This window comes from Gilliamella sp. Pra-s52 (assembly GCF_009795805.1).
GTDB lineage: Bacteria > Pseudomonadota > Gammaproteobacteria > Enterobacterales > Orbaceae > Gilliamella.
Genome location: NZ_WTEY01000001.1, coordinates 444,095 through 470,091, shown reverse-complemented (window position 1 = coordinate 470,091; position 25,997 = coordinate 444,095). Strand labels below are relative to the sequence as shown.

At 34.1% G+C, this 25,997-nt stretch carries 20 protein-coding genes and 2 pseudogenes; 14 read left to right on the top strand and 8 right to left on the bottom strand.

What is annotated here, in order from left to right:
• The first annotated feature begins 470 nt into the window (after positions 1–470).
• A complete protein-coding gene (locus tag GQ594_RS02145; protein ID WP_160411229.1) occupies positions 471–809 on the top strand; it encodes a tail fiber domain-containing protein in 339 nt (112 codons plus the stop codon).
• A gap of 70 nt (positions 810–879) precedes the next feature.
• On the opposite strand, the gene recO is transcribed toward GQ594_RS02145, so the two are convergent.
• The 3 genes and pseudogenes from recO to greB form a co-directional block, all read right to left on the bottom strand.
• Entirely contained in the window at positions 880–1,572 is a 693-nt protein-coding gene (gene recO, locus GQ594_RS02140; RefSeq protein ID WP_160411228.1) for a DNA repair protein RecO, read from the bottom strand.
• 54 nt (positions 1,573–1,626) lie between these two features.
• Positions 1,627–2,708, bottom strand: a pseudogene (locus tag GQ594_RS02135) (IS3 family transposase).
• A 68-nt stretch (positions 2,709–2,776) separates the two neighbouring features.
• Positions 2,777–3,256 (bottom strand): annotated as a pseudogene (gene greB, locus GQ594_RS12340) (transcription elongation factor GreB).
• Between the two features lie 276 nt (positions 3,257–3,532).
• On the opposite strand from greB, the gene GQ594_RS02125 reads away from it, so the two are divergent.
• Complete coding sequence (locus GQ594_RS02125; protein WP_160411226.1) at positions 3,533–4,975, top strand: hypothetical protein; 1,443 nt, start codon at positions 3,533–3,535, stop codon at positions 4,973–4,975.
• 691 nt (positions 4,976–5,666) lie between these two features.
• On the opposite strand, the gene GQ594_RS02120 is transcribed toward GQ594_RS02125, so the two are convergent.
• Entirely contained in the window at positions 5,667–7,121 is a 1,455-nt protein-coding gene (locus GQ594_RS02120) for a hypothetical protein (RefSeq protein WP_160411225.1), read from the bottom strand.
• An 801-nt stretch (positions 7,122–7,922) separates the two neighbouring features.
• Here GQ594_RS02120 and GQ594_RS02115 point away from each other — a divergent pair.
• Positions 7,923–9,023 (top strand): YcbX family protein, encoded by a 1,101-nt coding sequence (locus GQ594_RS02115; protein WP_160411224.1) that lies wholly within the window; start codon positions 7,923–7,925, stop codon positions 9,021–9,023.
• A 227-nt stretch (positions 9,024–9,250) separates the two neighbouring features.
• On the opposite strand, the gene GQ594_RS02110 is transcribed toward GQ594_RS02115, so the two are convergent.
• Together GQ594_RS02110 and ilvC are read right to left on the bottom strand one after the other, a co-directional pair.
• Positions 9,251–9,814 (bottom strand): cell division protein ZapC, encoded by a 564-nt coding sequence (locus GQ594_RS02110; RefSeq protein WP_160411223.1) that lies wholly within the window; start codon positions 9,812–9,814, stop codon positions 9,251–9,253.
• A gap of 294 nt (positions 9,815–10,108) precedes the next feature.
• Positions 10,109–11,587: a ketol-acid reductoisomerase gene (ilvC, locus tag GQ594_RS02105; protein WP_160400098.1), complete on the bottom strand. Its 1,479-nt coding sequence runs from the start codon at positions 11,585–11,587 to the stop codon at positions 10,109–10,111.
• 165 nt (positions 11,588–11,752) lie between these two features.
• Between ilvC and GQ594_RS02100 the strand changes: the two genes are divergently transcribed.
• The 7 genes from GQ594_RS02100 to ruvC all read left to right on the top strand — a co-directional run bounded on the left by GQ594_RS02100 (position 11,753) and on the right by ruvC (position 17,041).
• A complete protein-coding gene (locus tag GQ594_RS02100) occupies positions 11,753–11,989 on the top strand; it encodes a YhdT family protein (RefSeq protein WP_160400099.1) in 237 nt (78 codons plus the stop codon).
• Between the two features lie 7 nt (positions 11,990–11,996).
• Positions 11,997–13,448 (top strand): sodium/pantothenate symporter, encoded by a 1,452-nt coding sequence (gene panF / locus GQ594_RS02095; protein ID WP_160400100.1) that lies wholly within the window; start codon positions 11,997–11,999, stop codon positions 13,446–13,448.
• Entirely contained in the window at positions 13,423–14,289 is an 867-nt protein-coding gene (gene prmA / locus GQ594_RS02090; RefSeq protein WP_160411222.1) for a 50S ribosomal protein L11 methyltransferase, read from the top strand. The genes panF and prmA overlap by 26 nt, the downstream gene beginning before the upstream one ends.
• Positions 14,290–14,326: 37 nt before the next feature.
• On the top strand, positions 14,327–15,334 hold the full coding sequence (dusB, locus tag GQ594_RS02085; RefSeq protein WP_160400102.1) for a tRNA dihydrouridine synthase DusB: 1,008 nt from the start codon (positions 14,327–14,329) through the stop codon (positions 15,332–15,334).
• 7 nt (positions 15,335–15,341) lie between these two features.
• Positions 15,342–15,638: a DNA-binding transcriptional regulator Fis gene (fis, locus tag GQ594_RS02080; protein WP_160400103.1), complete on the top strand. Its 297-nt coding sequence runs from the start codon at positions 15,342–15,344 to the stop codon at positions 15,636–15,638.
• A 171-nt stretch (positions 15,639–15,809) separates the two neighbouring features.
• Positions 15,810–16,553, top strand: coding sequence for a YebC/PmpR family DNA-binding transcriptional regulator (locus GQ594_RS02075; protein WP_160411221.1), 744 nt, complete (start codon positions 15,810–15,812; stop codon positions 16,551–16,553).
• Positions 16,553–17,041: a crossover junction endodeoxyribonuclease RuvC gene (ruvC, locus tag GQ594_RS02070; RefSeq protein WP_160411220.1), complete on the top strand. Its 489-nt coding sequence runs from the start codon at positions 16,553–16,555 to the stop codon at positions 17,039–17,041. The genes GQ594_RS02075 and ruvC overlap by 1 nt, the downstream gene beginning before the upstream one ends.
• A 133-nt stretch (positions 17,042–17,174) precedes the next feature.
• Here the strand turns inward: ruvC and GQ594_RS02065 are convergent, their stop codons facing one another.
• Complete coding sequence (locus GQ594_RS02065) at positions 17,175–20,384, bottom strand: efflux RND transporter permease subunit (RefSeq protein ID WP_160411219.1); 3,210 nt, start codon at positions 20,382–20,384, stop codon at positions 17,175–17,177.
• A 19-nt stretch (positions 20,385–20,403) separates the two neighbouring features.
• On the bottom strand, positions 20,404–21,600 hold the full coding sequence (locus tag GQ594_RS02060; protein ID WP_160411218.1) for an efflux RND transporter periplasmic adaptor subunit: 1,197 nt from the start codon (positions 21,598–21,600) through the stop codon (positions 20,404–20,406).
• Between the two features lie 405 nt (positions 21,601–22,005).
• On the opposite strand from GQ594_RS02060, the gene zipA reads away from it, so the two are divergent.
• The 4 genes from zipA to GQ594_RS02040 all read left to right on the top strand — a co-directional run bounded on the left by zipA (position 22,006) and on the right by GQ594_RS02040 (position 25,969).
• Positions 22,006–22,932: a cell division protein ZipA gene (gene zipA, locus GQ594_RS02055; protein WP_160411217.1), complete on the top strand. Its 927-nt coding sequence runs from the start codon at positions 22,006–22,008 to the stop codon at positions 22,930–22,932.
• A 174-nt stretch (positions 22,933–23,106) separates the two neighbouring features.
• Positions 23,107–25,185, top strand: a complete 2,079-nt coding sequence (gene ligA, locus GQ594_RS02050) for an NAD-dependent DNA ligase LigA (protein ID WP_160411216.1) — start codon at positions 23,107–23,109, stop codon at positions 25,183–25,185.
• A 70-nt stretch (positions 25,186–25,255) separates the two neighbouring features.
• Positions 25,256–25,771: an S-ribosylhomocysteine lyase gene (gene luxS, locus GQ594_RS02045; protein WP_160411215.1), complete on the top strand. Its 516-nt coding sequence runs from the start codon at positions 25,256–25,258 to the stop codon at positions 25,769–25,771.
• A gap of 9 nt (positions 25,772–25,780) precedes the next feature.
• Positions 25,781–25,969: a 2-hydroxymuconate tautomerase gene (locus tag GQ594_RS02040; RefSeq protein ID WP_160400117.1), complete on the top strand. Its 189-nt coding sequence runs from the start codon at positions 25,781–25,783 to the stop codon at positions 25,967–25,969.
• The last annotated feature ends 28 nt before the right edge of the window (positions 25,970–25,997 follow it).

The window sequence follows — 25,997 nt, the reverse complement described above, 5'->3', positions numbered from 1 at the left end:
CATTTTTTTCATAATTAAATCCCCTTTTCTTTTATCATAGAGAATTTTCTACTTTTTTGCTGTACTATTTTAGGGGATAGTTACACGTTCAATTTCTTAAAATCTTCCTTTACCATTTCATCACTACCTGGCCATTTAACAGGAATATTAAATTCGATAACTACAGGCTATTTGTGGTTAGTTATAACAGTTATTGATCAAGATACCTATACATGTGCCGCCCTAATGACATTACTGGTAATGGGGTAACTTTGGTCGTTAGTTATTTCTCTGAAATTAATTCAGCTACTAAATGTGATTTCAATATAATGATAAGATATAATGCATTGGGTTCAGGCACTACAGCTAAAAATAGTACTGCGGTTGGTGCAAGCGCATTAAATCATGCCGGAAATATGATAATACAGCTATAGGTTTTCGTGCATTGGCATTTCTAGTAGAGAGTGAAAATCAGGTAAGGAATACAGCTGTTGGAGTTTATGATAGATGGTTCTGAATGTTCAAATATTTATAATTCAACAGCTGTTGGATATCAATCGTATGTGTCTGGTAGTTCTCAAATTCAATTGGATAATTCATTCACAACTCCATATGCGTACCAACCGTTACAGTTACGCTCTGATATTAGAAATAAGACTGATATTCGAGATTCTGATCTGGGTATTGATTTTATTTTAGGTCTACGTCCTGTTCGTGGCAAATGGAACATGCGTGAAGATTATTTTGATGAACATACAATTCAAGTAGGGATAGATGAAAATGACCAAGTTTGCCAGCAGAGACCGACAAAAATTTGCAAATCAGCTTGATATATTACTTAATCAAATATACAAAAAAATTTAACTATTTTATTACACAATTTTTTAAAAATTGACAAAACTAAAGTTTTAAAAATAGTTCTCTGCTTTTAAAAGGTTTTGTGCCAACATAAGGTTTCAACGCCATTCGGGTAAAACGCTTAGCGGCTTTTAGTGTATCTTCATTATTAAATTGACGTTTTCCTAAAGCCAGAACTTGTTCACCGGTAAAACTAGTACTATTTTGTAATAAGCTACTCATAAAACCTTTTTCAAATTGATATTGATAATGCATAGATTCAAAAACATCATCACCAGTCACATAACAATGAAAAAAATCAACATGATAACCTAAGTTTTCTAACAATGATAATTCAAATGCACGCAATACATTTTCTGCAGGTATTTGTTGAGCTAATTGCTGTAAACTTTTTAAATAGTCATCAAAAAGAGTAGGAATTTCAGTTTCCGCAACTAAAACTCGATGTAATAACTCATTTAAATAAAATGCACTATATAAGAAAATAGAAAACAACGGCAACGCAAGAGATATAGCTTCAACTTTCCTCAACGTTTTGATGTTTCCTTGCCCTGAATATTGAACAATTAATGGCGTAAAAGGTTGCAGTATCCCTTTCAATGAAGAACTTTTACGTCTAGCACCTTTTGCCAAAACAGTGACTTTACCTATATTTTCAACAAACAGATCGGCTAATAAACTACTTTCTGTATAAGAACGAGTATGTAGTATAAATGCTCTTTGCCAATTTTCCATTCATAATGCCTTTTTGTAAATATCCCAAACTTAGTACACAACTCACGTAGAAAATTAAGCTGCTTGTTTTAGTGTTTTATACTCAATCGGTGTCATGTTATTTAATGCCTCATGCGGTCTTTCGGTGTTATAAATCGTTAACCATTCTTCGGTTATTCTCCTTACCTGTTCCAGATTATTAAAAAGATATAAATCCAATACCTCTGTACGGTACGAACGGTTAAATCCTTCAATATAGCCATTTTGATAAGGGCTACCGGGCTGGATATAATCAATGGCTATATCATGTGATTTAGCCCAGTTTATAAAGGTTTTTCCTGTAAATTCTGGCCCATTATCGACCCGTATTTTTAATGGATACCCATGATATTCGGCCAGTTTATCTAAGTAACGGGTAATCCTTCCTGCTGGTAAGCTTACTGCAATATCAATCCCTAACGCCTCACGATTAAAGTCATCGATGACATTGAGTGTCCTAAAGCGACGTTGATTACGGCTGCTGTCACTCATAAAATCCATTGACCAACATTCACCTTGTTTATTGGGGACTAATAGTCTTTCCAGGCATCGTGGAGGAGTGCGTTTTTTACGCTTTACCCTGAGATTAAGCTTTAATTCACAATACATCCGATATACCCGTTTATGATTCCATTTATAGCCGAGCTTTCTGATACGATTAAAGCATTTAGGAAAGCCCCAGCTTAAATGCCGGTCTGTGATAGCATTCAACACCGAAACAATCACCGAATCATCCTGTAACTTAGGTTTATAATAGTAAGCACAACGGCTTAAGCCAACAATGGCACAACTCATAGCAATAGTAACTAAATAATTTTGTTGTAGTTGTTGTGCCCACATTTTACGTGCCTTTGTGGGCACTAAAGCTTTTTTATGATTTCTTCCTGAAGCTGGGATTTTAAGCTCAGTTCGGCAAACATCTGCTTAAGCTTGCGGTTTTCAGCCTCCAGCTCCTTTAAGCGTTTGATATCCGAAGTTTCCATTCCGCCATATTTTTCTCGCCATTTATAGAAAGTTGAATTACCCATGCCCTATTTACGGCACAGTTCTTTAACCGGAATACCCGCTTCAGCTTCTTTTAAAATAGCGACGATTTGATGTTCAGTCATTTTTTTCATAATTAAATCCCCTTTTCTTTTATCATAGAGAATTTTCTACTTTTTTGCTGTGCTCTTTTAGGAGATAGTTACAGCTCAACATAACTTATCTCTATAATGTAATAGCATATTTTCCCATTTGGAGTGACGACAGTTATTTCATCATCAACTTTATGTCCAATTAAGGCTCTGGCGACAGGGCTATTTATTGATATCCAATTTTTTTTAGGATCAAACTCGTCTGCACCAACAATACGGTAAGTATATGAATTACCAGATTCATCTTCTAATTTAATCCAAGCACCAAAAAATACTTTTCCCTCTTGTCTTGGATCGGGATCGACAATTATTAATGATTCTAATCGTTTAGTTAGAAAGCGTACTCGTCTATCGATTTCTCGTAATCGGCGTTTACCATAAATATATTCGGCATTTTCACTGCGGTCTCCTAAAGCTGCGGCATCTGATACAGCTTGGGTAACTTTAGGTCTTTCTTATTTCCATAAATATTTTAGTTCACGATCGAGAGCCAAGTATCCTTCTCTTGTTATGTAATTTGCTTTTTGCATATTTTAAAACCTATAACATAGTTTGTTTTTTGTGAGAATAAAACATAGTTGCTCAGAATAAAAACATATTAATTTTTTTATTATTTCCTCTTAAACTCTGTTTTAAATGTTAAACCAAAGCGATTTCATTTTTTTTCTATTTTATTGTTATTTTTCTGTGGTTTTACGGGGCTGTATTGTATATATTATACGTATAATATAAATAAATTCGATTTTTTATTTATAAATAACAGGATAAAAAAGTTATTATTGTTTTAACTATTAACAGGAATAAATATGACTAAATGGCATTGGGTATCTTTTTGTATGGCTTGCTTTGTAGGTTTTTCTTCAGCAGAATCTTTTGCTTTATCTGCTATAACGGCAAAAGTTATTCAAGGAAATAGCCCTCGTTTTGTGTCTGAAATAGAAAATGATATTGAATCTAATAAAGAATTTAAGTATTTTGGTGTTTCTTATGATGGAAGATCTTATTTTAGTACAGCAGAGTTAAATAATGTTTTAGGTACTACTAGTATTGCATCTAAAACACCAGCAGATTTAAATTTATCAGCTGTTTTTGAACAACCAAGAGCTAATGAAGTAATTGATGTTGATGGCGATGGTGATATTATTTTATCAGCGGATTCGGCTAATCCTTTAACATTAGCATGGTATTATGAGGATGCAAATAATAACGAAGTTAAGCTAACCCCCGCTCAAACATCCACAGTATTTAGTGCATTATTAAGTAGTGGTATTTATCCATATGTCAAAGTAAGTGGTCCGGTTACTTTAAATACACGGTATGGTATTCCTGATTCTCAATCTTACCCGGATAATAATATTGCGATAAGTAAAACACCTTATCGAAATTTTAATATTGCAATAGACGGGGAAGCGATTAAATATGCTAGTCCCAATATGCATTTTTCAGATCATGACTATTCATATCGGGACAAAACAATTTTTGACTACACGCCAGCAACACTGAATGGTTTTGTGGCACAAAATGATTATTTACGTAATTTTCCATCAACAGGTGCAAATAACCTTTATTTTTATCTCGTCACGGATGGAATAGATAATTCTCTTAATACAACAAATTGGACAGTCAGAACATCTAATATTGATGATAGTTCGCCAAGTGCAATTACAGCAACTGTAACAAAATCAACTGCTCCAGGAACAACAGGATTTAAAGCTTATAATAATAAAAATATGGTGCTTGTCACTTTGAAGGGACCGGATTCATCAGCTAAAACTCGAACTCAAGCTACAGCCCCAACCGCGAACCTTCCTGTTGATATTGAATTGACTGTAACCACCAAACAAAAAGTTAAACTATCTTATAAATTTAGAATAAATAAGTGGTTTGTAAATAGAGGGAGTATCGTGGCTGCACTTAGAGAACAACGAGAATGGTGTGATAAGTTGGGCGATTATAAACTCGCAGAAGCGAGAGATTTAAGTAATGCTCGATTGCTTAATTTTATTGAAAGTGGTAGAAATACTTTTAACTTCTATAAACGGTATGTTGGAGAAGGTTTTTTATCTGAATGGGGTCCATTAACTCATTATTCAGGTGCTAAGTTTTATAATGCGACTTATGCATGGTCTAATACTGTTGTACCATCTAATGGTGATAATTTTATTTATGTTAATATGAATGATGGGGCATTACATCATATTCTGACTCATCAAAATCTTTTGCACTACGCAATATGTGTAACTGAATAAACAGAACATTTAGTTTTATAAGTAGTTCCATAAAAGACTAAATAAAAATATCACAGCCATAGGTTGTGATATTTTTTTAAGTAGAGAATTGATAGTGTAACTTACTGTAAATTCATCATTTTAGTACAAACATTAACTAGAAAGTTATGCTATTTGTTTTGTGTTTTAAATTCAATGGGTGTCATATGTTATTTAATGCCTTATGCGCTCCTTCAGTATTATAGATAGTGAGCCATTCTTTAGGCATTCTTCTTGCTTGCTCTAGGTGGAATTGTTCAATATAATCGTTTTGATAGGGGCTATCAGGTTAAATATAATCAATAGTGACACCGCATAATTTAGCGCAGTTGGTATACGTTTTTTCAGTAAATTCTGGTCCATTATTGACCCGTATTTTTAATAGACAACCACGGTATTGAGCTAACTTGTCCAGATAAAGAGTGATTCTACCTGCTAGTAAACTGAGTGCAATACCAATGCTTAATGTTTTTCGGTTAAAGTCATTAATAGTGTTGAGCGTTCTTTGCTCATAATTAAATCTTCCTTTACTTTTTTTTCATAGAGAATTTTCTAGTTCTGGATCGTACTATTTTAGATTTAGGAACAGTTACATTATTTCTCTACTTAAAAAAATATCACAACCTATGGCCGTGATATTTTTAGGAACTACTTATAAAACTAAATGTTCTGTTTATTCAGTTACACATATTGCGTAGTGCAAAAGATTTGGATTAGTCAGAATATGATGTAATACTCCATCATTCATATTAACATAAATAAAATTATCACCATTAGATGGTATATTAGATGGTACAACAGTATTAGACCATGCATAAGTCGCATTATAAAACTTAGCACCCGAATAATGAGATAATGCCCCCCATTCAGATAAAAAACCTTCTCCAACAGACCGTTTATAGAAGTTAAAAGTATTTCTACCACTTTCAACAAAATTAAGCAATCGAGCATTACTTAAATCTCTCGCTTCTGCAAGTTTATAATCACCCAAATTATCACACCATTCTTGTTGTTTACTAAGTGTACCTGTAATATTCCCTCTATTTACAAACCACTTATTTATTCTAAATTTATAAGATAGTTTAACTTTTTGTTTGGTGGTTACAGTCAATTCAATATCAACAGGAAGGTTCGCGGTTGGGGCTGTAGCTTGAGTTCGAGTTTTAGCTGATGAATCCGGTCCCTTCAAAGTGACAAGCACCATATTTTTATTATTATAAGCTTTAAATCCTGCTATTCCTGGGGCTATTGATTTTGTTACAGTTGCTGTAATTGCACTTGGCGAATTATCATCAATATTAGATGTTTTGACTATCCAATTTGTTGTATTAAGAGAATTATCTATTCCATCCGTGACAAGATAAAAATAAAGGTTATTTGCACCTGTTGATGGAAAATTATGTAAATAATCATTTTGTGCCACAAAACCATTCAGTGTTGTTGGCGTGTAGTCAAAAATTGTTTTGTCTCGATATGAATACTCATGATCTGAAAGATACATATTGGGACTAGCATATTTAATCGCTTCCCCATCTATTGCAATATTAAAATTGCGATAAGGAATTTTACTTATCGCAATATTATTATCTGGGTAAGATTGAAAATCAGGAATACCATACCGTGTATTTAAAGTAACTGGACCACTTATTTTGATATATGGATAAATACCACTACTTAATAATGCACTAAATACTGTGGATGTTTGAGCGGGGGTTAGCTTAACTTCGTTATTGTTTGCATCCTCATAATACCATGCTAATGTTAAAGGATTAGCCGAATCCGCTGATAAAATAATATCACCATCGCCATCAATATCGAACACTTCATTACCGTTTGGTTGCCCAATAACAGCTGATAAATTTAAATCTGCTGGTGTTTTAGATGCAATACTAGTAGTACCTAAAACATTATTTAACTCCGCTGTACTAAAATAAGATCTTCCATCATAAGAAATACCAAAATACTTAAATTCTTTATTAGATTCAATATTATTTTCCATTTCAGACATAAAACGAGGACTACTTCCTTGAATGACTTTTGCCGTTATAGCAGATAAAGCAAAAGATTCTGCTGAAGAAAAACCTAAAAAGCAGACCACACAAAAAGATAATCGTTTCCATTTAGTCATATTTATTCCTGTTAATAGTTAAAACTATAATAATTTATATAGTTTATTGTCTATAAGTACAAAATTAAAGCTATTTATGTAATAGATATAAGTTATATAAAAATCCTCCTATACATTTTTAGCAACGCCACACAACATGATAATGCGAGCATGGCAATATAATTTCTTACTAACTTATCTATGCCTTGATAATATTTCATTATAACAAATACACTTTCAACCAAGTGACATATTTATATAAACACCAATCAATATCAAGATTACCTTTTGTCAGCTTCTTTTTTGGATATCACCAAATAACTTTACTTATTTGTAGTTAATATAATCACTTCTTGTATTTTTTCACTATCATAACTTTTATTTGTAATTACATATTTATCGTGGGGGAGGTTTTTAATTAATTATCTATTAGTATTGTTTTAGGCATAAAGCGTTGCTATTCTTATTTTTTAGAGGTGTCGCATTATAACAATATCTTGATGCTCTTTATATTTTTATTTAAAAATTATGTGGTTGGTAAGCATAAAACATTACACTATAATGACATTACTTTTTTGCCGATATCATAATAGAGCTACTAATTTAGTGCAATAAAAGGTTTGATCAGCAAATATAAAATTTTTCAGCCATATTAGTATTTATTTTGAAATAACTTAAACCCAAATTAGTTTGTCATTTATCAGGATTTTTATGACAACTATCGTCCACAAACACTTCTTTTAATATGCTAGACTGTCTAATACCTATAAACTATTATTAACTATATAATCACACCAATTTTGATAAATTATTTAAGACATTATGATATCGGTTAATCAACTTCACATTTACCCAATCAAATCAATGCAAGGTATATCATTAACAAAAGTAAATACCGTTCAAGGTGGTTTTAAGAATGATCGTATTTTGATGATTACTGAACCTGATGGCTCATTCATTACTGCAAGACAATATCCTGAGCTTTTAAAAATAGAAACAGCTATTATAAAAAATGATATCCATGTCACACTTCCATCAGAAGAAAAGCTCATAATAAATCTGGACGATTTTTCGAATAATGCTGAACCAACCGAAATCTTTGGAAATCGCTTTACTTCATATATAGCACCAATTAAGGTTAACCAATTCATAAGCCAGTTTTTACAGAAAGATGTGCAATTACGTTGGCTTGGTCATCAATTATCACGACGCACAAAACGCTATCAAGAAGTACCTGTCAGTTTTGCTGATGGTTATCCTTATTTGTTATTAAACAAAGCTTCATTTGATTATTTACAACATCAATGCCCAGAAAAACTCGATATTAGGCAGTTTCGTGCAAATATTATTATTCAAGGTGCACTGCCTTTTGCGGAAGATGGTTGGAAAACAATTAAAATCGGTGAGGTAATCTTTGATATTGTTAAGCCTTGTACTCGTTGTATGTTAATCACGATGAATGTTAATACAGGAAAACCATTAACTAATAATGAACCACTTAAAACATTAGGGTATTTTAGAACCGATGAACAAGGACAGATCGATTTTGGTGTAAATATGATTGCTCGAAACCATGGAAAAATTTCAGTTGGTGATAAAATAGAAGTATTAGAACGGCAACCAGCCAAAAACTATATTAAAGCTTTCCCACCTGAAGCAAAAAGTGAAGAACAGTGTTATTCAATTATTTTCGAAGATAAAACCATTAAAGCTAATAATAAACAACCTATTTTAGAACAATTGGAACAAAATAAAATAACATTACCTTATTCTTGCCGTACTGGTATATGTGGGCGTTGCTTAGTTGTGTTGAAAAAAGGCAAAGTCAACCCACTAACGCAATCAGCAATAAAAAGAAATAATCAAATTTTAGCCTGTAGTTGTGTGCCAAAAGGCGATATTGTAATAACGTTAAAAAAGTAATATAACATCTTTTCTATTAACTATATTACGTAAAATTGTAGTAATACTGATATTAAATATACATTTTTTACTTTACTATCCTTTAATGAAAGATCATGATTATACCTTTGAAGTAAATAAAATAGGTCTATAGTAGTTGAAAAAAGTTGCCAAAGCAGAATCTTCCGAAGCAAAACTATAACTTGCAGATCAATTTAAAACTGTGCTGATAAGGCGCTGTTTTAATTTTATAAAATGGCTTCTAATTCCAGATGTTCTCGATGCTGTACTACATTGTGTTGAATAAGCTTTAGTCTGTCATTCATGATTTTAATAGCTTCAGAAAAACTGAACGTCTTGTTCATTGCCATAAAAGTAGGTTGTGCGATGATACATAACGAAGCATTTTCACCAGCTTCAACCACCATTAGACAAACTTTTTTACCACCCTCTTGTAAATTTACCTCAACAATATCAGCTATTTTAGGCGTGTATAGCATTGGTTGTTGAGAAAAATACCAACTTTTTGGCATTTGAGGTTTTAAAAAGTTAGCAGCTACAATAGCGTTAATAGATAGTTCAATTTTTTGAGAATCAGTTAAATTAAGCAACTGACAACTATCATGGAATTGATAATAAGACGTTGCATCACTAACAGAAAATGGAAACTGTCCAAAAACATCAGGAATGAGCATTTTACTTGGGTAACAAGAGCGAAATAACATTTCAGATGAAACTTCGAGCATTAAGCTATCGTATTCACTATCAAAATACCATCGCCAACAATCCGTTGGACGAAAAGTCATTTTCATTGATATATTACCCTCGTTAATTGAACTAAATTTGGTCAAAAAGATAACATAATTAATATAAGAAATAAATATAAATTTAAAATAAAAATTATTTAATTATATAATTTTTAAAAACTTTAAACAAAAACTTAAAAGATCAAAAAGATCTAAGTTAGATCTGATTCAGATCATCCTTGATCCTTTTGGATCAACTTTATTTTTATATTTAATTTTTCTTTTATGAAAATTTTATACAGAACCGTAAACATAAAAAAGGCGCCTTTCAGCACCTTTTATTTTATTATGAATTATGAATTAGCTTGCCACATTAATGCGTTTCATATCAGTCATATAGCTACGTAATTTTCGACCAATTAGTTCAATTGGATGATTACGTATTTCTTCATTTATATCGCGTAATTGCGCGTTATCAACACTACCTTCGGGGATCACTTTACCAAGATCGCCTGCTCGTAGCATTGGCATAAATTTTTCTTTTAATAATGGTACTGCTGCATTGGCAAATAAATAGTTACCATATTCCGCTGTATCTGAAATGACCACGTTCATTTCGTATAAACGTTTACGCGCAATAGTATTAGCGATAAGTGGTAATTCATGCAATGACTCATAATAGGCTGACTCAGGTAAAATTCCTGATTCAAGCATTGTTTCAAATGCAAGTTCTACCCCTGCTTTAACCATCGCTACCATAACGACACCTTGATCAAAGTAAGCCTGCTCATCAATTTTACCTTGGTATTCAGCCGCTTTTTCAAATGCAGTTTCACCAGTTTCTTTACGCCACTTGAGTAGATTAACATCGTCATTTGCCCAATCTTTCATCATTGTTGATGAAAATTCGCCCGAAATAATATCATCCATATGTTTACGATAAAGATCAGTCATGATCACTTTTAATTCTTTTGCTAGTGCATTTGCCCTTAACTTAGCGGGATTTGATAAGCGATCCATCATTAGCGTAATTCCGCCTTGTTTTAATGCCTCGGTGATCGTTTCCCAACCAAATTGAAGTAATTTACATGCATAAGCAGGATCAACGCCATCAGCCACAAGTTTGTCAAAACAAAGTAATGAACCAGTCTGCAACATACCACAAAGAATTGTTTGTTCGCCCATTAAATCTGATTTAACTTCAGCAACAAATGATGATTGTAAAACGCCCGCACGATGACCTCCTGTTGCAGCCGCCCATGCTTTTGCAATTGCTAGTCCCTCACCTTTAGGATCGTTTTCAGGATGAACAGCAATAAGTGTTGGAACACCAAAACCGCGTTTATACTCTTCACGCACTTCAGTTCCTGGACATTTAGGTGCAACCATTACAACAGTAATATCTGAACGAATTTTTTCGCCTACTTCAACAATATTAAAACCATGAGAATAACCTAATGCTGAACCTTGCTTCATTAACGGTTGTATCGCTTTTACTACTGCTGAGTGCTGTTTATCTGGTGTTAAGTTAATAACAAGGTCAGCAGTTGGAATTAATTCTTCATAACTTCCTACTTTAAAACCATTTTCGGTCGCTTTTTTCCATGATGCACGTTTTTCAGCAATGGCTTCTTTACGTAACGCATAAGCAATATCTAAACCTGAATCGCGCATATTAAGACCTTGGTTAAGACCTTGTGCACCACAACCAACAATAACAATCTTTTTGCCTTTTAAGAAATTGGCTTCTGATGCAAATTCATCACGGCTCATAAAACGGCATTGTCCTAGTTGTTCTAATTTTTCACGCAAATTTAGTGTATTAAAGTAATTTGACATTATTCTCTCCAAAAATTGGGTTATTTATAATTAATTACTATATAGTACTTTTTATATTGCGAAAATTGATATATTTAAAACACAATATTGCATAAATTGCAATAAACTTGCCAAGTTAAATGGTTTCTTTTAATCTAGACTATTTTCAATTTTCAATAAATCAATATGGATGCTCGATATAAGCAAGCAAATAAAGAAGCTAAACTATCGTTAGTACTAACTTTTATTTATCTTCTTGGATGGGTTATTTGTGCTTACTGCATTAGCAATAAAATAGGATTTTTAGGATTACCATTGTGGTTTGAACTATCTTGCATTGTGATACCTTTTGGTTTTGTATTGCTTTGTTGGTTGGTTGTCAAATTTCAATTCAAAAATATTTCATTAGAACAAACTAAGTAATTAAACAATGCATTTTGATATTATCTTACCACTTATCATCTATCTTATTTTTGTGTTTGCTTTATCCATTTATGCTTATGTTAAACGCAAAAAAATAAATCAATTCACTGATTATTTTATTGGTAATCGAACTATGGGCGGATTTTTGCTCGCCATGACACTTGCTGCAACATATATTAGTGCAAGTTCATTCATCGGGGGGCCAGGTGCTGCATATAAATATGGTCTTGGTTGGGTATTGTTGTCGATGATTCAAGTTCCAACGGTGCTTCTTTCATTAGGTATTTTAGGTAAGAAATTTGCCATATTAGCTCGCAAATATAATGCAATAACCTTAAGTGATATGCTTTATGCGCACTATAAAAGTAAAACTATTGTTTGGCTAGCCAGTATTACCCTTGTTGTTGCCTTTATTGGTGCAATGACGGTACAGTTTGTTGGTGGAGCACGCTTACTACAATCATCAGTAGGTATACCTTATCATACTGGGCTATTAATATTTGGTATTGGAACAGTTATTTATACCGCATTTGGCGGTTTTCGAGCCAGTATATTAAATGACGCTTTTCAGGGGTTAGTGATGATCATAGGTGCTATATTATTACTTGGTGCTATTATCTATGCGGGTGGTGGAATTACCACAATAATTGATCAGCTAATAAAAATTGATCCTGCTCTTTTAACACCACAAGGACCTAATGATTTTATGGACTTTCCATTCATGGCCTCATTTTGGATATTAGTTTGTTTTGGTGTAGTTGGCCTACCTCATACGGCTGTGCGATGTATGGCCTATAAAGATAGCAAAGCAGTACACCAAGGAATTATTCTTGGCACTATTGTTGTTACCATTATTATGCTAACCATGCACTTATCTGGTGCTTTAGGTCGTGCAATTATTAGCGATTTAACTATCCCTGATCAAATAGTACCGGCATTGATCATAAAAGTATTACCGCCTTTTGCTGCTGGAATCTTTTTAGCTGCTCCACTTGCAGCTATTATGTCAACCATTAACGCTCAATTATTGCAAGTATCATCCGTTATTATTAAAGATCTCTTTTTAAGCATCAAAACTGATATTAATTTCAGTGACAAGTTTCTTACTCGTATTTCGGTCACTATCACCTTTATTTTTGGTGGATTACTTATTTGGGCAGCATGGACCCCACCTGATATGATTATTTGGCTAAATTTACTCGCTTTTGGTGGGCTTGAAGCTGTCTTTTTATGGCCATTAGTGCTTGGATTATATTGGAAAAGAGCTAATGCTACTGGTGCTCTTTGTTCAATGCTTGCTGGAGCTGTAAGTTATACATTATTGGCAAGTTATAATATTAAATTATTATCGCTACACCCAATAGTCCCCTCTTTAACTATTGGATTTATTATTTTTATTATAGCCAATATGTTTGACAATAAAAGGAAGAATTATGCCTTGGATTCAACTCAGAATTAATACAACCAATGAACTTGCTGAACAAATTAGTGAGCAATTAGAAGAATCGGGTGCAGTATCTGTCACGTTTCAAGACACTTATGATACTCCTGTTTTTGAGCCATTGCCTGGCGAAACTAAGCTTTGGGGCAATACCGATGTCGTTGGTCTATATGATGCACAAATAGATATTGATGAATTAAAGGCAATATTAAATCTAGAGCAATATTCCTATAAAATTGAACAATTAGAAGATAAAGACTGGGAACGAGAATGGATGGATAATTTTCATCCAATGCAATTTGGTAAACGTCTGTGGATTTGTCCTAGTTGGCAAGAAGTTCCTGATCCTAATGCTGTCAATGTTATGCTAGATCCTGGATTAGCATTTGGTACAGGTACTCATCCAACCACGGCGTTATGCTTAACCTGGCTTGATAGTTTAGAACTTAAAGATAAATTAGTTATTGATTATGGTTGTGGCTCTGGTATTTTAGCTATTGCAGCTTTAAAATTAGGTGCCAAGCGTGTAATCGGCATTGATATTGATCCTCAAGCTATTCAAGCTAGCCGAGACAACGCACAACGTAATAATGTTAGTGAAAAGTTAGAACTCTATTTATCAAAAGATATTCCACATGATTTACAAGCCGACGTCGTTGTTGCCAACATATTAGCAGGACCTTTAAAGGAGCTTGAACCACATATAAATAAATTAGTAAAACCACAAGGTGAACTAGGGTTATCTGGCATTTTAGCAAATCAATCACAAAGTGTTTGTATAGCTTATCAGCCTCATTTTGAGCTAGATCCTGTTGTCGAACAGGAAGAGTGGTGTCGTATCACTGGTAAAAAAAAATAAAAAATTAACGTTATCCCCCTTTTCAGTTTGAGAAAAAATGCGTAATATAGCCGACCTTAATTTGCTTACTATTGGTGAAGTTAAATTAAAGAATAATTTAATTGCAGCACCAATGGCTGGAATCAGCGACAAACCATTTCGGAATTTGTGTCATCGATTTGGTGCAGGAATGACTATTTCAGAAATGTTTTTAGCAAATTCGGATGTTTGGCATACCGATAAATCTACTTTGCGGATGATCGCAGATGATGATATTGGTGTTCGTGCAGTACAAATTGTTGGTTCAGATCCCGACGAAATGGCTAGAGCTGCCGAATTTAACGTCAAGCACGGTGCTCAATTAATTGATATTAATATGGGGTGCCCTGCTAAAAAGGTCAATAAAAAATTGGCAGGATCTGCTTTAATGCAGTATCCAGAACTTATTAAAACTATTTTGCAGAAAGTTGTCGGTGCAGTTGATGTTCCGGTAACATTAAAAACGCGGACTGGATGGAATAAAGATCATAGAAATTGCATAGAAATCGCACAAATTGCACAGGATTGTGGCATAAAGGCAATTACTATTCATGGACGAACTCGTGCTTGCTTATTCAACGGTGTAGCTGAATATGAATCTGTTAAAGCAGTTAAGGAAAAGGTTACTATTCCTGTAATTGCTAATGGTGATATTTGTACACCAGAACAAGCAAAAGATGTTTTTCAATATACGCAAGCTGATGCTATAATGATCGGCCGAGCGGCACAAGGGCGACCTTGGATATTTGAAGAAATTGCATTCTATTTAACACATGGAAAGTTACAAAAAAATAAAACGATTGATGAAGTAGAACAAGTTGTATTGTCGCATCTTGATGAGCTTTATCAGTTTTATGGAGAATACAAAGGATTAAGGATTGCCAGAAAGCATGTAAATTGGTACACCAAGAATTATGCTGACAGCGATCAATTCAGGCGCTTATTTAGTGTACTTAGCAATACAAGTGAGCAAGTAAACACTCTAAAAGCATTTTTTAGTCAAATTAGAAACAAAACAAAGAGTTAAGAATACTATGTCAGAACAACGCGTTACAGCTGCAGCACTTCAATTTACAACTGTAAATTCTCAAGACCAAATAACACAAAAGCCTTTGCGAGATTCAGTAAAGCAAGCTTTAAAAAACTATTTATCGCAATTAAATGGTGAAGATCCAACAGATCTTTATGACTTAGTGTTAGCTGAAGTTGAACACCCATTCCTTGATATGGTTATGCAATATACACGTGGAAATCAAACTAGAGCAGCAAATATGCTTGGTATCAACCGCGGTACGCTGCGCAAAAAATTAAAACAATACGGAATGAGTTAATTGTTTAATTATAACACGATAAAAAGCGCCTTCATATTAAGGCGCTTTTTTGTTGATAAATAAAATTTGATACAGTCAGCTATCAAAAATGAATAAATATATTGATAATGAATTTTAAGTAAAAGTTTGCTAAAATACAGCGAATTCTAAATTATTTATCTGGAGATTTTTATGGCAGGTCATAGTAAATGGGCCAATACCAAACATCGTAAAGCCGCACAAGATGCAAAACGCGGTAAAATTTTTACCAAAATTATTCGTGAATTAGTAACCGCAGCAAAACTAGGTGGTGGCGATCCAGCGTCAAATCCACGGTTGCGTGCCGCAATGGATAAAGCATTATCGAATAACATGACTCGTGACACAATGAATCGAGCTGTTGCCCGTGGTGTTGGTGGTGAAGATGACAGCAATATGGAAACGATCATTTATGAAGGCTATGGACCTGCTGGTACAGCTGTGATGGTAGAATGCCTAAGTGACAATCGCAATCGTACCGTATCAGAAGTACGCCACGCATTTACAAAAACAGGTGGTAACTTAGGTACTGATGGTTCAGTTTCATATTTGTTCACCAAAAAGGGGGTTATTTCATATCCAACGGGAACAAATGAAGACCAAGTTATGGATGCAGCACTCGAAGCAGGGGCAGACGATATTGTGACTTATGATGATGGTGCAATAGATGTATTTACTACACCTGAAACATTTGGTGAAGTTAAAGATGCACTTGATGCAGCAGGATTAATTGCTGAATCAGCAGAGGTATCAATGATTCCAGCAACCAAAGTTGACCTTGATATTGAATCAGCACCAAAACTATTACGTTTAATTGATATGCTTGAAGATTGTGATGATGTCCAAGAAGTTTATCATAATGGTGAAGTCTCTGATGAGGTTGCCGCAACACTCTAATGGCCATTATTCTTGGCATTGATCCAGGCTCTCGTTTGACGGGTTACGGTGTAATCCATCAATCGGGACGTCAACTTACCTATCTTGGCAGTGGTTGCATCCGAACCGCTGTTGATGATTTACCTACTAGGTTAAAACGTGTATACGCTGGTGTCAGTGAAATTATTTTACAATTTCAACCTGATATGTTTGCTATTGAACAAGTATTTATGGCTCGTAATGCCGACTCTGCATTAAAATTAGGCCAAGCAAGAGGGGCTGCAATTGTCGCAGCAGTAAATAGTAATTTACCTGTTTTTGAATATGCTGCTCGTTTAGTTAAGCAATGTATAGTTGGAACAGGTGCTGCGGATAAAAAACAAGTACAACACATGGTAAAGTTATTATTAAAATTACCTGCTAGTCCTCAATCTGATGCGGCAGATGCATTAGCTATAGCAATTACTCATGCTCATACCTATCAACAGAGAATACAATATCGTAAGTAAAGTAAACCAAACATCAATATTTAATAAATATCTATAAACAAAAATGCACCACTAAATTGGTGCATTTTTATTTTTTAGTATCTTAATTTTCAACACATGAGCTATATAATATAGCTCATGTATATAAAATCAACTATTCAGACTTCATTTTTGAACGGTTAGTTAGCAATACCACTTTATTTTTATGTTTAGTAAATAGTTTTGTGATAAACAAAAAGAATAATGGAACATAAAATATGGTTAAAAATGTTGCGGTTAACATACCACCTATTACACCTGTACCTACCGCATTTTGGCTAGCAGAACCAGCCCCACTATTTAATGCTAATGGTAACACACCTAAAATAAAGGCAAATGAAGTCATTAAAATCGGACGCAACCGAAGACGACAGGCCTCAAGTGTTGCATCGATTAATGATTTACCTTCTCTTTCAATTGCATCTTTGGCAAATTCTACAATCAAAATAGCGTTCTTGGCTGATAGTCCCATAGTAGTTAATAAACCAACAATGAAGTAAATATCATTATCAAGTCCTCTAAACATAGTAGCAAATACTGTACCTAATATACCTAAAGGAATAATAAATAAAATTGAAATAGGTACTGTCCAACTTTCATATAAAGCCGCTAACGATAAGAACACTACAATAATAGAAATAATATAAAGAGTTGTTGTTTGCGAACCTGTTTGACGTTCTTGATAAGAAATATCCGTCCAGTCGAAAGTAAACCCTTTAGGTAAATTTTTTGATAATTCTTCCATCACAGCCATTGCTTGCCCAGAACTCAAACCTGGTGCAGCTGAACCGCTTATCTCCATTGCAGCAACACCATCATAACGAACTAGTGATGGAGAACCATAAGTTTTTGTCGTCGTAGCAAATGCATCATATGGAACCATTTCGCCATTTTGATTTTTTACATGCCAATAACCAAAATCATCTGGTAGCATACGATATGGTGCATCCGATTGCAGGTATACTTTTTTAACTCGATTGTTATAAACAAAATCATCAATATAAGCAGAACCCAAAGCGGTCGACAATACTGTATTTACTGAATTTACTGAAACACCCAATGCTTGTGCAGCTTCAAAATCAACATTAATTTTATACTGTGGGACATCTAACATACTTCCTGGCCTAACTTGTTGCAGTTTTGGATGATGAGAGGCTTGACCAAACATTTGGAAAAATGCACCAACCAAAGCATCATGCCCATAACTTGCTGTATCTTTTAGCACATAAGAAAAACCATTAGCCATACCTAATGCCGGAACAGCAGGCAAATTGGTAACAATTACCCGTCCTTCAGTTATAGTAGAAGTAAATCCCCACCCACTTGCAACTAAAGCATTAACTTTTTGGTCAGCCCGTTTACGTTGCTCCCAGTTCTTTAATCGAACAAAGCCTAGTCCCATATTTTGACCTCGACCAACCATACTAAATCCAGCCACAGTAAATATTTCCTCGACAGAATCAGATTTTTGTTCGGTATAAAATTTTGCGGTTTTATCTAATACTGACATAGTTTGTTCTAAAGTTGAGCCTGGCGGTAGCTCAACCATAACTAAAAGTACCCCCTGATCTTCATTAGGTAAAAATCCAGTAGGTAAGCGGTTAAAACCAAATATTAATCCAACTAGAATTAAAGCATAACAAACAAAAGCAATTATTGGATTACGGATAACCTTAATAACTCCCTTTTCATAAGAACGTAAACTTCTATCATAAAAACTATTAAACCATTTAAAGAAAAATTTAGTTCCTTTTGAGCACCAACTAAATGGTGGTATTAATTCTAATTTTTCATCTAATGAAGTTTTTCTAATTTTACTTTTAGATGGCGCTTTTAAAATCTGAACACAAAGAGCGGGGGTTAATACAATAGCCATCAATACGGATAACCCCATTGCGGTTACAATAGTAATCGAAAACTGACGATATATTCCACCTGCAGCACCACCATAAAATGCCATTGGCACAAATACAGCAGATAATACAACCGCAATACCTATTAATGCTGAAGTAATTTGCTCCATTGATTTAACAGTTGCATCATAAGGCGATAGCCCCTCATCATGCATAATACGTTCAACGTTTTCGATAACAACAATGGCATCATCCACCAACAATCCAATAGCAAGTACCATTGCAAACATAGATAAGGTATTAATGGTAAATCCACAAATATAAAGAATCCCAAATGTCCCTAATAGTACGACAGGTACGGTAATAGTCGGTATTAGTGTAGAACGCAGATTCTGTAAAAACACATACATGACAATAACAACTAAAATAATTGCTTCGATTAACGTATGAATTACATTACTAATCGACAATTTAACAAATGGAGTTGTATCATATGGAAAAGCATATTTAATATCTTCAGGGAAGATTTTAGATAACTCTTCTAATTTTTTATCTACTTTATCTGATGTATCTAATTGATTAGCACCTGTTGCTAAATATATTCCAAGACCTGCCGATGCTTTACCATCATAACGAGAAATAAAGTTATAATCTGACGCACCGATTTCAACTGTTGCAACATCTTTTAATAAAAGATTAGAACCATCAGTATTCACACGCACTAAAATATTTTGGAATTGCTCCGGTGTTTTTAAACGTGATTGTGCAGTAATAGTCGCATTAAGTTCCTGTCCATCGGTTGATGGTAAAGCACCCAATTGCCCTGCCGTTACTTGTGCATTTTGCGCTTTAATAGCAGCTATGATTTCTTCAATTGATAAATTAAAATAGGTCAATTTATTTGGATCAAGCCAAATACGCATTGCGTATTCAGAACCAAATAATTGAGTATCACCGACACCTTGTACACGTCGAATTTGATCTTGGACAGTGGAATACACAAAGTCAGCAATATCTGCTTGTGTTTTTTGAGGATTTGTTGAATAAAAACCAACAACCTTTAAAAAGTTGGTATTATTTTTTGCAACAGAAACACCATTTTTTTGCACGCTTTCAGGAAGCCTTGATTTAATACTTTCTACTTTATTTAATACTTGCACTTGAGCGAAATCGGGATTAGTTCCAGGAGCAAAAGTTAACGTTGTTTGGACAACGCCTTGCGCACTACTGGTTGATTTCATATAAATTAGATTATCCAGACCAGTTAAATTTTGCTCAATCAACTGAGTAACAGTATTCTCAATAGTTTGTGCATCGGCACCAGGGTAAACAGCACTAACAGTTACAGCCGGAGGGGCTATATCAGGATACTGCTCAACAGCTAGTAGTTTTATACATAACCCCCCCCCCAACATCATCATGATAGCAATTACCCATGCAAAAACAGGTCTATCAATAAAAAACTTAGCCATAATAAAATCTACCCCTGTTTTATTTCATGCTTTTTTGGATGATGCTATCTAACTGTTCTTGAGTAAGCGTTGTCATCTCACCAACCATTTGAACTTTCATAGTTTTTCCCATTTCAACAGCTGTCAAGTTAAGTAAGCCTGTCACGATGACTTGTTCACCAACATCAATACCTTTTGTCACAACCCAATAACCTCCAATACCTGTGTATACTTGGATATCTTGACGATATTCCACTGTATTATCAGGCTTTAAGATTTTTGCAGTATATTGTCCCATTTTATTACTAGTAATGCCTTGTTGCGGAACAAGTACGGCATTTTTAATATAACCTAATGTCACCTGAGGTTTAACAAACATACCTGGTAAAATTTTACCGTCATTGTTGGCAAATTGAGAACGTAATGTCACTGTACCTGTCGTTTCGTTTACAGTCATATCTGAAAACTTAATATTACCAGGTAGAGCATATTTTGAACCATCGTTAAAAAATAATTCTACATTATTTTCTTTTGCTGGTTCATAAATAACATTTTCATCTTGAAGATATTTATTATAACGAGTAGCCGCTTCTGTCATATCGACATAAATAGGGTCTAGTTGTTGAACTAGCGCAAGCGGTGTTGACTGACCAGCGGCTACTAATGCTCCTTCAGTCACACTTGATTTACCGATATATCCATCAATTGGTGAATACACTTTCGTATACTCTAAATTAACTTTGGCTGTATGCTCAGCGGCTTGAGCAACCAATACAGCCGCTTCTGCCTGTTTAACATCGGCCGCTGCTTTATCGTAATCTTGTTGACTAATTGATTTGGTATTTAACAGCCCTGCATAACGTTTTAATGTAAGCTGTGCAATATTTGCATTTGCTTTGGCACTAGCAACACTAGCAACAGCACTATCATAATTAGCTTGATAAATAGCAGGGTCTATTTGATATAGTGATTGCCCAGCTTTAACATTAGAACTTTCATCAAATTCACGTTTTAAAACAATACCACCGACCTGAGGTCTAATTTCAGCAATTTGAGATGCAACAACCCTGCCAGGCAAACTGATTTTTAACGTATAGTTTAATGGTTGAACTTTAAATACAGTGACTCCTGGTAATTGATTATTACCGTCTTGTGATTTACCATTATCACAGCTTGTTAATAAAAGCAGGCCGGCAAACGCCACAGGCAAGGCTAATAGTAGCTTGTTAAATCTCATATAAAAATGACCTCAGTAAACTTAATAATTATTTATTTTTTAATAGTTCTTATTCAAAAGTGGTCAGTAATTTTACAAAAAATATGGATAGATTGTAAGTAGCCCTACTACTTAATAGCACAGAGTTCTAAAAAATAACTAAATAAACCATGATAATAAAAAAGTATATTGATAATTATGATTATTACTAGAAATAAAGTAATATAGACTAACTGATTTTTTTGTACTATAAAGTATCTTAAAGAAAATGTTATACTACAAATATCAAATACGGTTGCTTTAATGAAGATTAATTCAAATTGCTAAAAGAAGCAAAAATTTACATTACTGCATTCCGGAATCATTTTTTTAAAATATGATTAAATAATTTAAATCTATATTTAATTTAATACAGAGATGGTTATTATGGATAATTTACGTATTGTTCTAATTGTTGTTGCATCCTTGGTTATTATTGCATTGCTTATCCATGGATTTTGGATCAATAAAAAAGAACATTCTTCGCTTTTTAGTTCAAATAAAAAAGGAAAATTTGAACAAAATACTCAACTACACCAAAATCTTTCTATAAGCGATATAGATATAGAGGAAGATGATGTAATTCTACTCAAACCTAAAACAACAAAAGACAATGAAACTTCTGAAAATACCGCCACTGTAGATGAGCTTACAGAAGAACAAGAAAATAAACCTCAGCAAAAAGATTTATTTGTTGATAATTGTGATCAACTAGAAATTACTACAGACAAAGATCAAAAATCAGCTATTAATATTAATAAAGATCTTTTTGAAGATGAAGAAGACCTTAGTTTAACTAAAAAAATAAAAGAAACACAAGTTGATACTAATGAGCAGGCCAATAATGAAATTAATCATGATACACATCAAAAACTAGGCATTAAAGACGAACAATCTAAAACAGAAATTATTGTATTAAATGTTACAGGTCTTAACGGAAAACTACTACAAGGTGATGTATTACTTGCTAGTATTATGCAATCAGGGTTTCAGTTTGGTGATATGCAGATTTTTCACCGTCATGTGGATCCCGCAGGTAACGGTCCAGTCTTATTTAGCTTAGCAAATATGATTACACCCGGGTATTTGGATCCTGAAACTATGCATGAATTTACAACACCCGGCGTATCTATTTTCATGGTTGCACCAACAGAAGGTAACAACCAACAAAACTTCAAATTAATGTTACAGACAGCGCAACGTATTGCTGATGATGTCAACGGCGTAGTGTTAGATGACGAACATCACATGTTAACTCCGCAAAAGATAGACAGTTACAAAGATCGCATAAAAAAATCCTGTAACGAAATTTAACAACATAATTTTAAACAAATTTTTAGCACCCCCACCAACCAAAGTTGGTGGTTACAGATAAGTATTAAATATTTATTTAAATGACTTAATTTGGCTATGCATTATTGACAGTTAAATTAATGCAATTGTAATGATATTTCCTAACCCTACGTTTTAATTTAAGAGCCTATGATTATGTCACTATCTAATAAAGCCCAAAACTCAGCAAATACATCTAAATCTGTTAAAGACATAACAGAACAACTGACCTCATTAAGGACAAAAATTAGACATCACGAATATTGCTATTATGTACTTGATACACCTGAAATTCCCGACTCCGAATATGACAAATTAATAAAACAACTGCAAACATTAGAACAACAATATCCAGACCTTATTACACCCGACTCACCAACTCAACGCGTTGGGGGTTTTCCATTAGCACAATTTGCATCGATCAAGCATGAAATACCTATGTTATCACTTGATAATGTTTTTGATGATACAAGTTTTATTGCTTTTAACAAACGAGTAAAAGATCGTCTTCATTTAAGCGATACTGAACATGTTGAATATTGTTGCGAACTCAAACTTGATGGGCTTGCTGTCAGCTTACTTTACCAAAATGGGCAATTTACACAAGCCGCAACCCGAGGTGATGGTACAACAGGGGAAGATATAACCGCAAATGTAAAAACCATCAAAACAATTCCTCTAGTTTTAAGAGGAGACAATATTCCAACTCGATTAGAAATTCGTGGAGAAGTATTTATAACCCACAAAGGATTTGAAAAACTTAATGCTGATGCCATAAAACACAACGAAAAGGTCTTTGCCAACCCACGTAATGCGGCAGCGGGTTCATTAAGACAATTAGATCCTAAAATTACAGCAAAACGTCCATTAACATTCTTTTGTTACGGTGTGGGTATAGTTGAAGGTGCTACATTACCTAATACTCATTATGACCGTTTAATGCAATTCAAAGCTTGGGGCTTACCTGTTAGCAATAAAGTGGAAAAACATCAAGGTGCACAGGCTGCTTTAGACTACTTCAAAAAAATTGGCGAACAACGCATGTCGCTAGGCTTTGATATTGATGGCGTAGTTATAAAAGTTAATAGTATTGAACAACAAAATGAACTTGGCTTTATTGCTCGTGCTCCTAGATGGGCTACTGCATTTAAGTTTCCTGCTCAAGAACAAATTACACAATTAAATAAAGTAGACTTTCAAGTTGGACGAACAGGTGCAATTACACCTGTTGCAAGATTGGAACCTGTCTCTGTCGCTGGTGTTATTGTTAGCAATGCCACATTACATAATAGTGATGAAATAGCGCGACTAGGCGTACGTGAAGGAGACTATGTTACAATACGTCGGGCCGGTGATGTTATTCCCAAAATTGTAGCCGTAATATTGGATAAAAGACCTAAAGATACAAAAGAGATCGTATTCCCAACACATTGTCCTATTTGTGGATCACTAATAGTTCGAGATGAAGGTCAAACTATATCACGCTGTGCAGGTGGACTAATTTGCCCTGCGCAACGAAAAGAAGCTTTAAAGCATTTTGTTTCACGCAAAGCAATGAATGTAGAAGGTATGGGTGATAAAGTCATCGAACAACTAGTTGATAAAGAGTATGTCAAAACACCTGCAGATTTATATAAACTAAATCTACCAATGCTATGTAGTTTAGATAAAATTGGTGAAAAATCTGCCAATAATTTATTAAATGCACTAGAGGAATCTAAAAATACAACATTAAGTCGATTTATATTTGCTCTTGGCATCCCAAATGTTGGCGAAGTTACTGCCGAAAATCTAGTTAACCAACTAGGCAACTTACCGGCAATTGAGAACACCTCGCTTGAACAATTACAAACGGTAAAAGATATCGGTGCTGTCATTGCAGAAAGTATTATAGACTTTTTTCAAGAACCTCATAATCGTAATATCATTGAACAATTAACCAGTCATGAAATTGGTATTCACTGGCAAAATTTAAATCCACAGATGCAAGCAGTTAATACTGATTCACCTTTTTTTGGTAAAAAAGTGGTATTAACAGGCACCTTATCAGTTTTAACTCGAGATGAAGCCAAAAATAAATTAAAACAATTAGGAGCAAAAGTAACGGGTAGCGTATCAAAAAATACCGATCTAGTCATTGCCGGAGAAGCCGCTGGTTCTAAACTTAACAAAGCCCAAGAATTGGGAATTAAAGTTATTGATGAACAAGAAATGCTAAATTTGTTCGCTCAATAAAAATAAAATTCATTGGTACTTGTTGGTTAATTGATTACAATAGCAAGTATCAAAAAACAAGGAGGAAATTATGCCTTTACTCGATAGTTTTAAAGTTGATCACACCAAAATGAAAGCGCCTTTTGTGCGAATTGCAAAAACTATGGCAACCCCAAAAGGTGATCACATCACTGTGTTTGATCTACGCTTTACTATTCCTAATAAAGATAATCTACCAGAAAAAGGGATTCATACATTAGAGCATTTATTTGCTGGCTTTATGCGTGATCACCTAAACAGCGACAAAGTTGAAATAATTGATATTTCACCCATGGGGTGCCGTACAGGCTTTTACATGAGTTTAATTGGTAAACCAAACGAAGCATTAATAGTGGATGCATGGTTAAAATCAATGCATGATGTTTTAAATGTCAAATCACAAAATCAAATTCCAGAATTAAACGAATATCAATGTGGTACCTACAAAATGCATTCATTAGATGAAGCCAAAGCTATTGCTGAAAAAATTATAAAATCAGGCATTAGCATATGCCATAATGATGAAATCGCATTGACTGATGAACAGCTAGCTCAAATTAATCACTAGGAGATATCTATGCCAAACGTCGTTATCGACTTTTTAGAGGGTCGCACCATAGAGCAAAAAAGAGAAATGGCAAAACGCGTAACAAATGCAATTGCCGAAACACTTAACTGCAAACCTGAAGCAGTACAAATCATCATGCACGAAATATCAAAAGATCAGATCGCTAATGGTGGCATACTACGTAGTGATAAAGAATAGTGACAAAGATTCATTTTTACATATACAA

Excerpts from the sequence above, each read along its gene's own strand:
- GQ594_RS02125 (WP_160411226.1), top strand. The coding sequence starts at position 3,533 with ATGACTAAATGGCATTGGGTATCTTTTTGTATGGCTTGCTTTGTAGGT.
- GQ594_RS02110 (WP_160411223.1), bottom strand. The coding sequence starts at position 9,814 with ATGAAAATGACTTTTCGTCCAACGGATTGTTGGCGATGGTATTTTGAT.
- GQ594_RS02120 (WP_160411225.1), bottom strand. The coding sequence starts at position 7,121 with ATGACTAAATGGAAACGATTATCTTTTTGTGTGGTCTGCTTTTTAGGT.
- GQ594_RS02060 (WP_160411218.1), bottom strand. The coding sequence starts at position 21,600 with ATGAGATTTAACAAGCTACTATTAGCCTTGCCTGTGGCGTTTGCCGGC.
- zipA (WP_160411217.1), top strand. The coding sequence starts at position 22,006 with ATGGATAATTTACGTATTGTTCTAATTGTTGTTGCATCCTTGGTTATT.
- GQ594_RS02065 (WP_160411219.1), bottom strand. The coding sequence starts at position 20,384 with ATGGCTAAGTTTTTTATTGATAGACCTGTTTTTGCATGGGTAATTGCT.
- panF (WP_160400100.1), top strand. The coding sequence starts at position 11,997 with ATGCATTTTGATATTATCTTACCACTTATCATCTATCTTATTTTTGTG.
- ligA (WP_160411216.1), top strand. The coding sequence starts at position 23,107 with ATGTCACTATCTAATAAAGCCCAAAACTCAGCAAATACATCTAAATCT.
- dusB (WP_160400102.1), top strand. The coding sequence starts at position 14,327 with ATGCGTAATATAGCCGACCTTAATTTGCTTACTATTGGTGAAGTTAAA.
- GQ594_RS02040 (WP_160400117.1), top strand. The coding sequence starts at position 25,781 with ATGCCAAACGTCGTTATCGACTTTTTAGAGGGTCGCACCATAGAGCAA.
- GQ594_RS02075 (WP_160411221.1), top strand. The coding sequence starts at position 15,810 with ATGGCAGGTCATAGTAAATGGGCCAATACCAAACATCGTAAAGCCGCA.
- ruvC (WP_160411220.1), top strand. The coding sequence starts at position 16,553 with ATGGCCATTATTCTTGGCATTGATCCAGGCTCTCGTTTGACGGGTTAC.
- recO (WP_160411228.1), bottom strand. The coding sequence starts at position 1,572 with ATGGAAAATTGGCAAAGAGCATTTATACTACATACTCGTTCTTATACA.
- GQ594_RS02115 (WP_160411224.1), top strand. The coding sequence starts at position 7,923 with ATGATATCGGTTAATCAACTTCACATTTACCCAATCAAATCAATGCAA.
- GQ594_RS02100 (WP_160400099.1), top strand. The coding sequence starts at position 11,753 with ATGGATGCTCGATATAAGCAAGCAAATAAAGAAGCTAAACTATCGTTA.
- ilvC (WP_160400098.1), bottom strand. The coding sequence starts at position 11,587 with ATGTCAAATTACTTTAATACACTAAATTTGCGTGAAAAATTAGAACAA.
- prmA (WP_160411222.1), top strand. The coding sequence starts at position 13,423 with ATGCCTTGGATTCAACTCAGAATTAATACAACCAATGAACTTGCTGAA.
- luxS (WP_160411215.1), top strand. The coding sequence starts at position 25,256 with ATGCCTTTACTCGATAGTTTTAAAGTTGATCACACCAAAATGAAAGCG.
- fis (WP_160400103.1), top strand. The coding sequence starts at position 15,342 with ATGTCAGAACAACGCGTTACAGCTGCAGCACTTCAATTTACAACTGTA.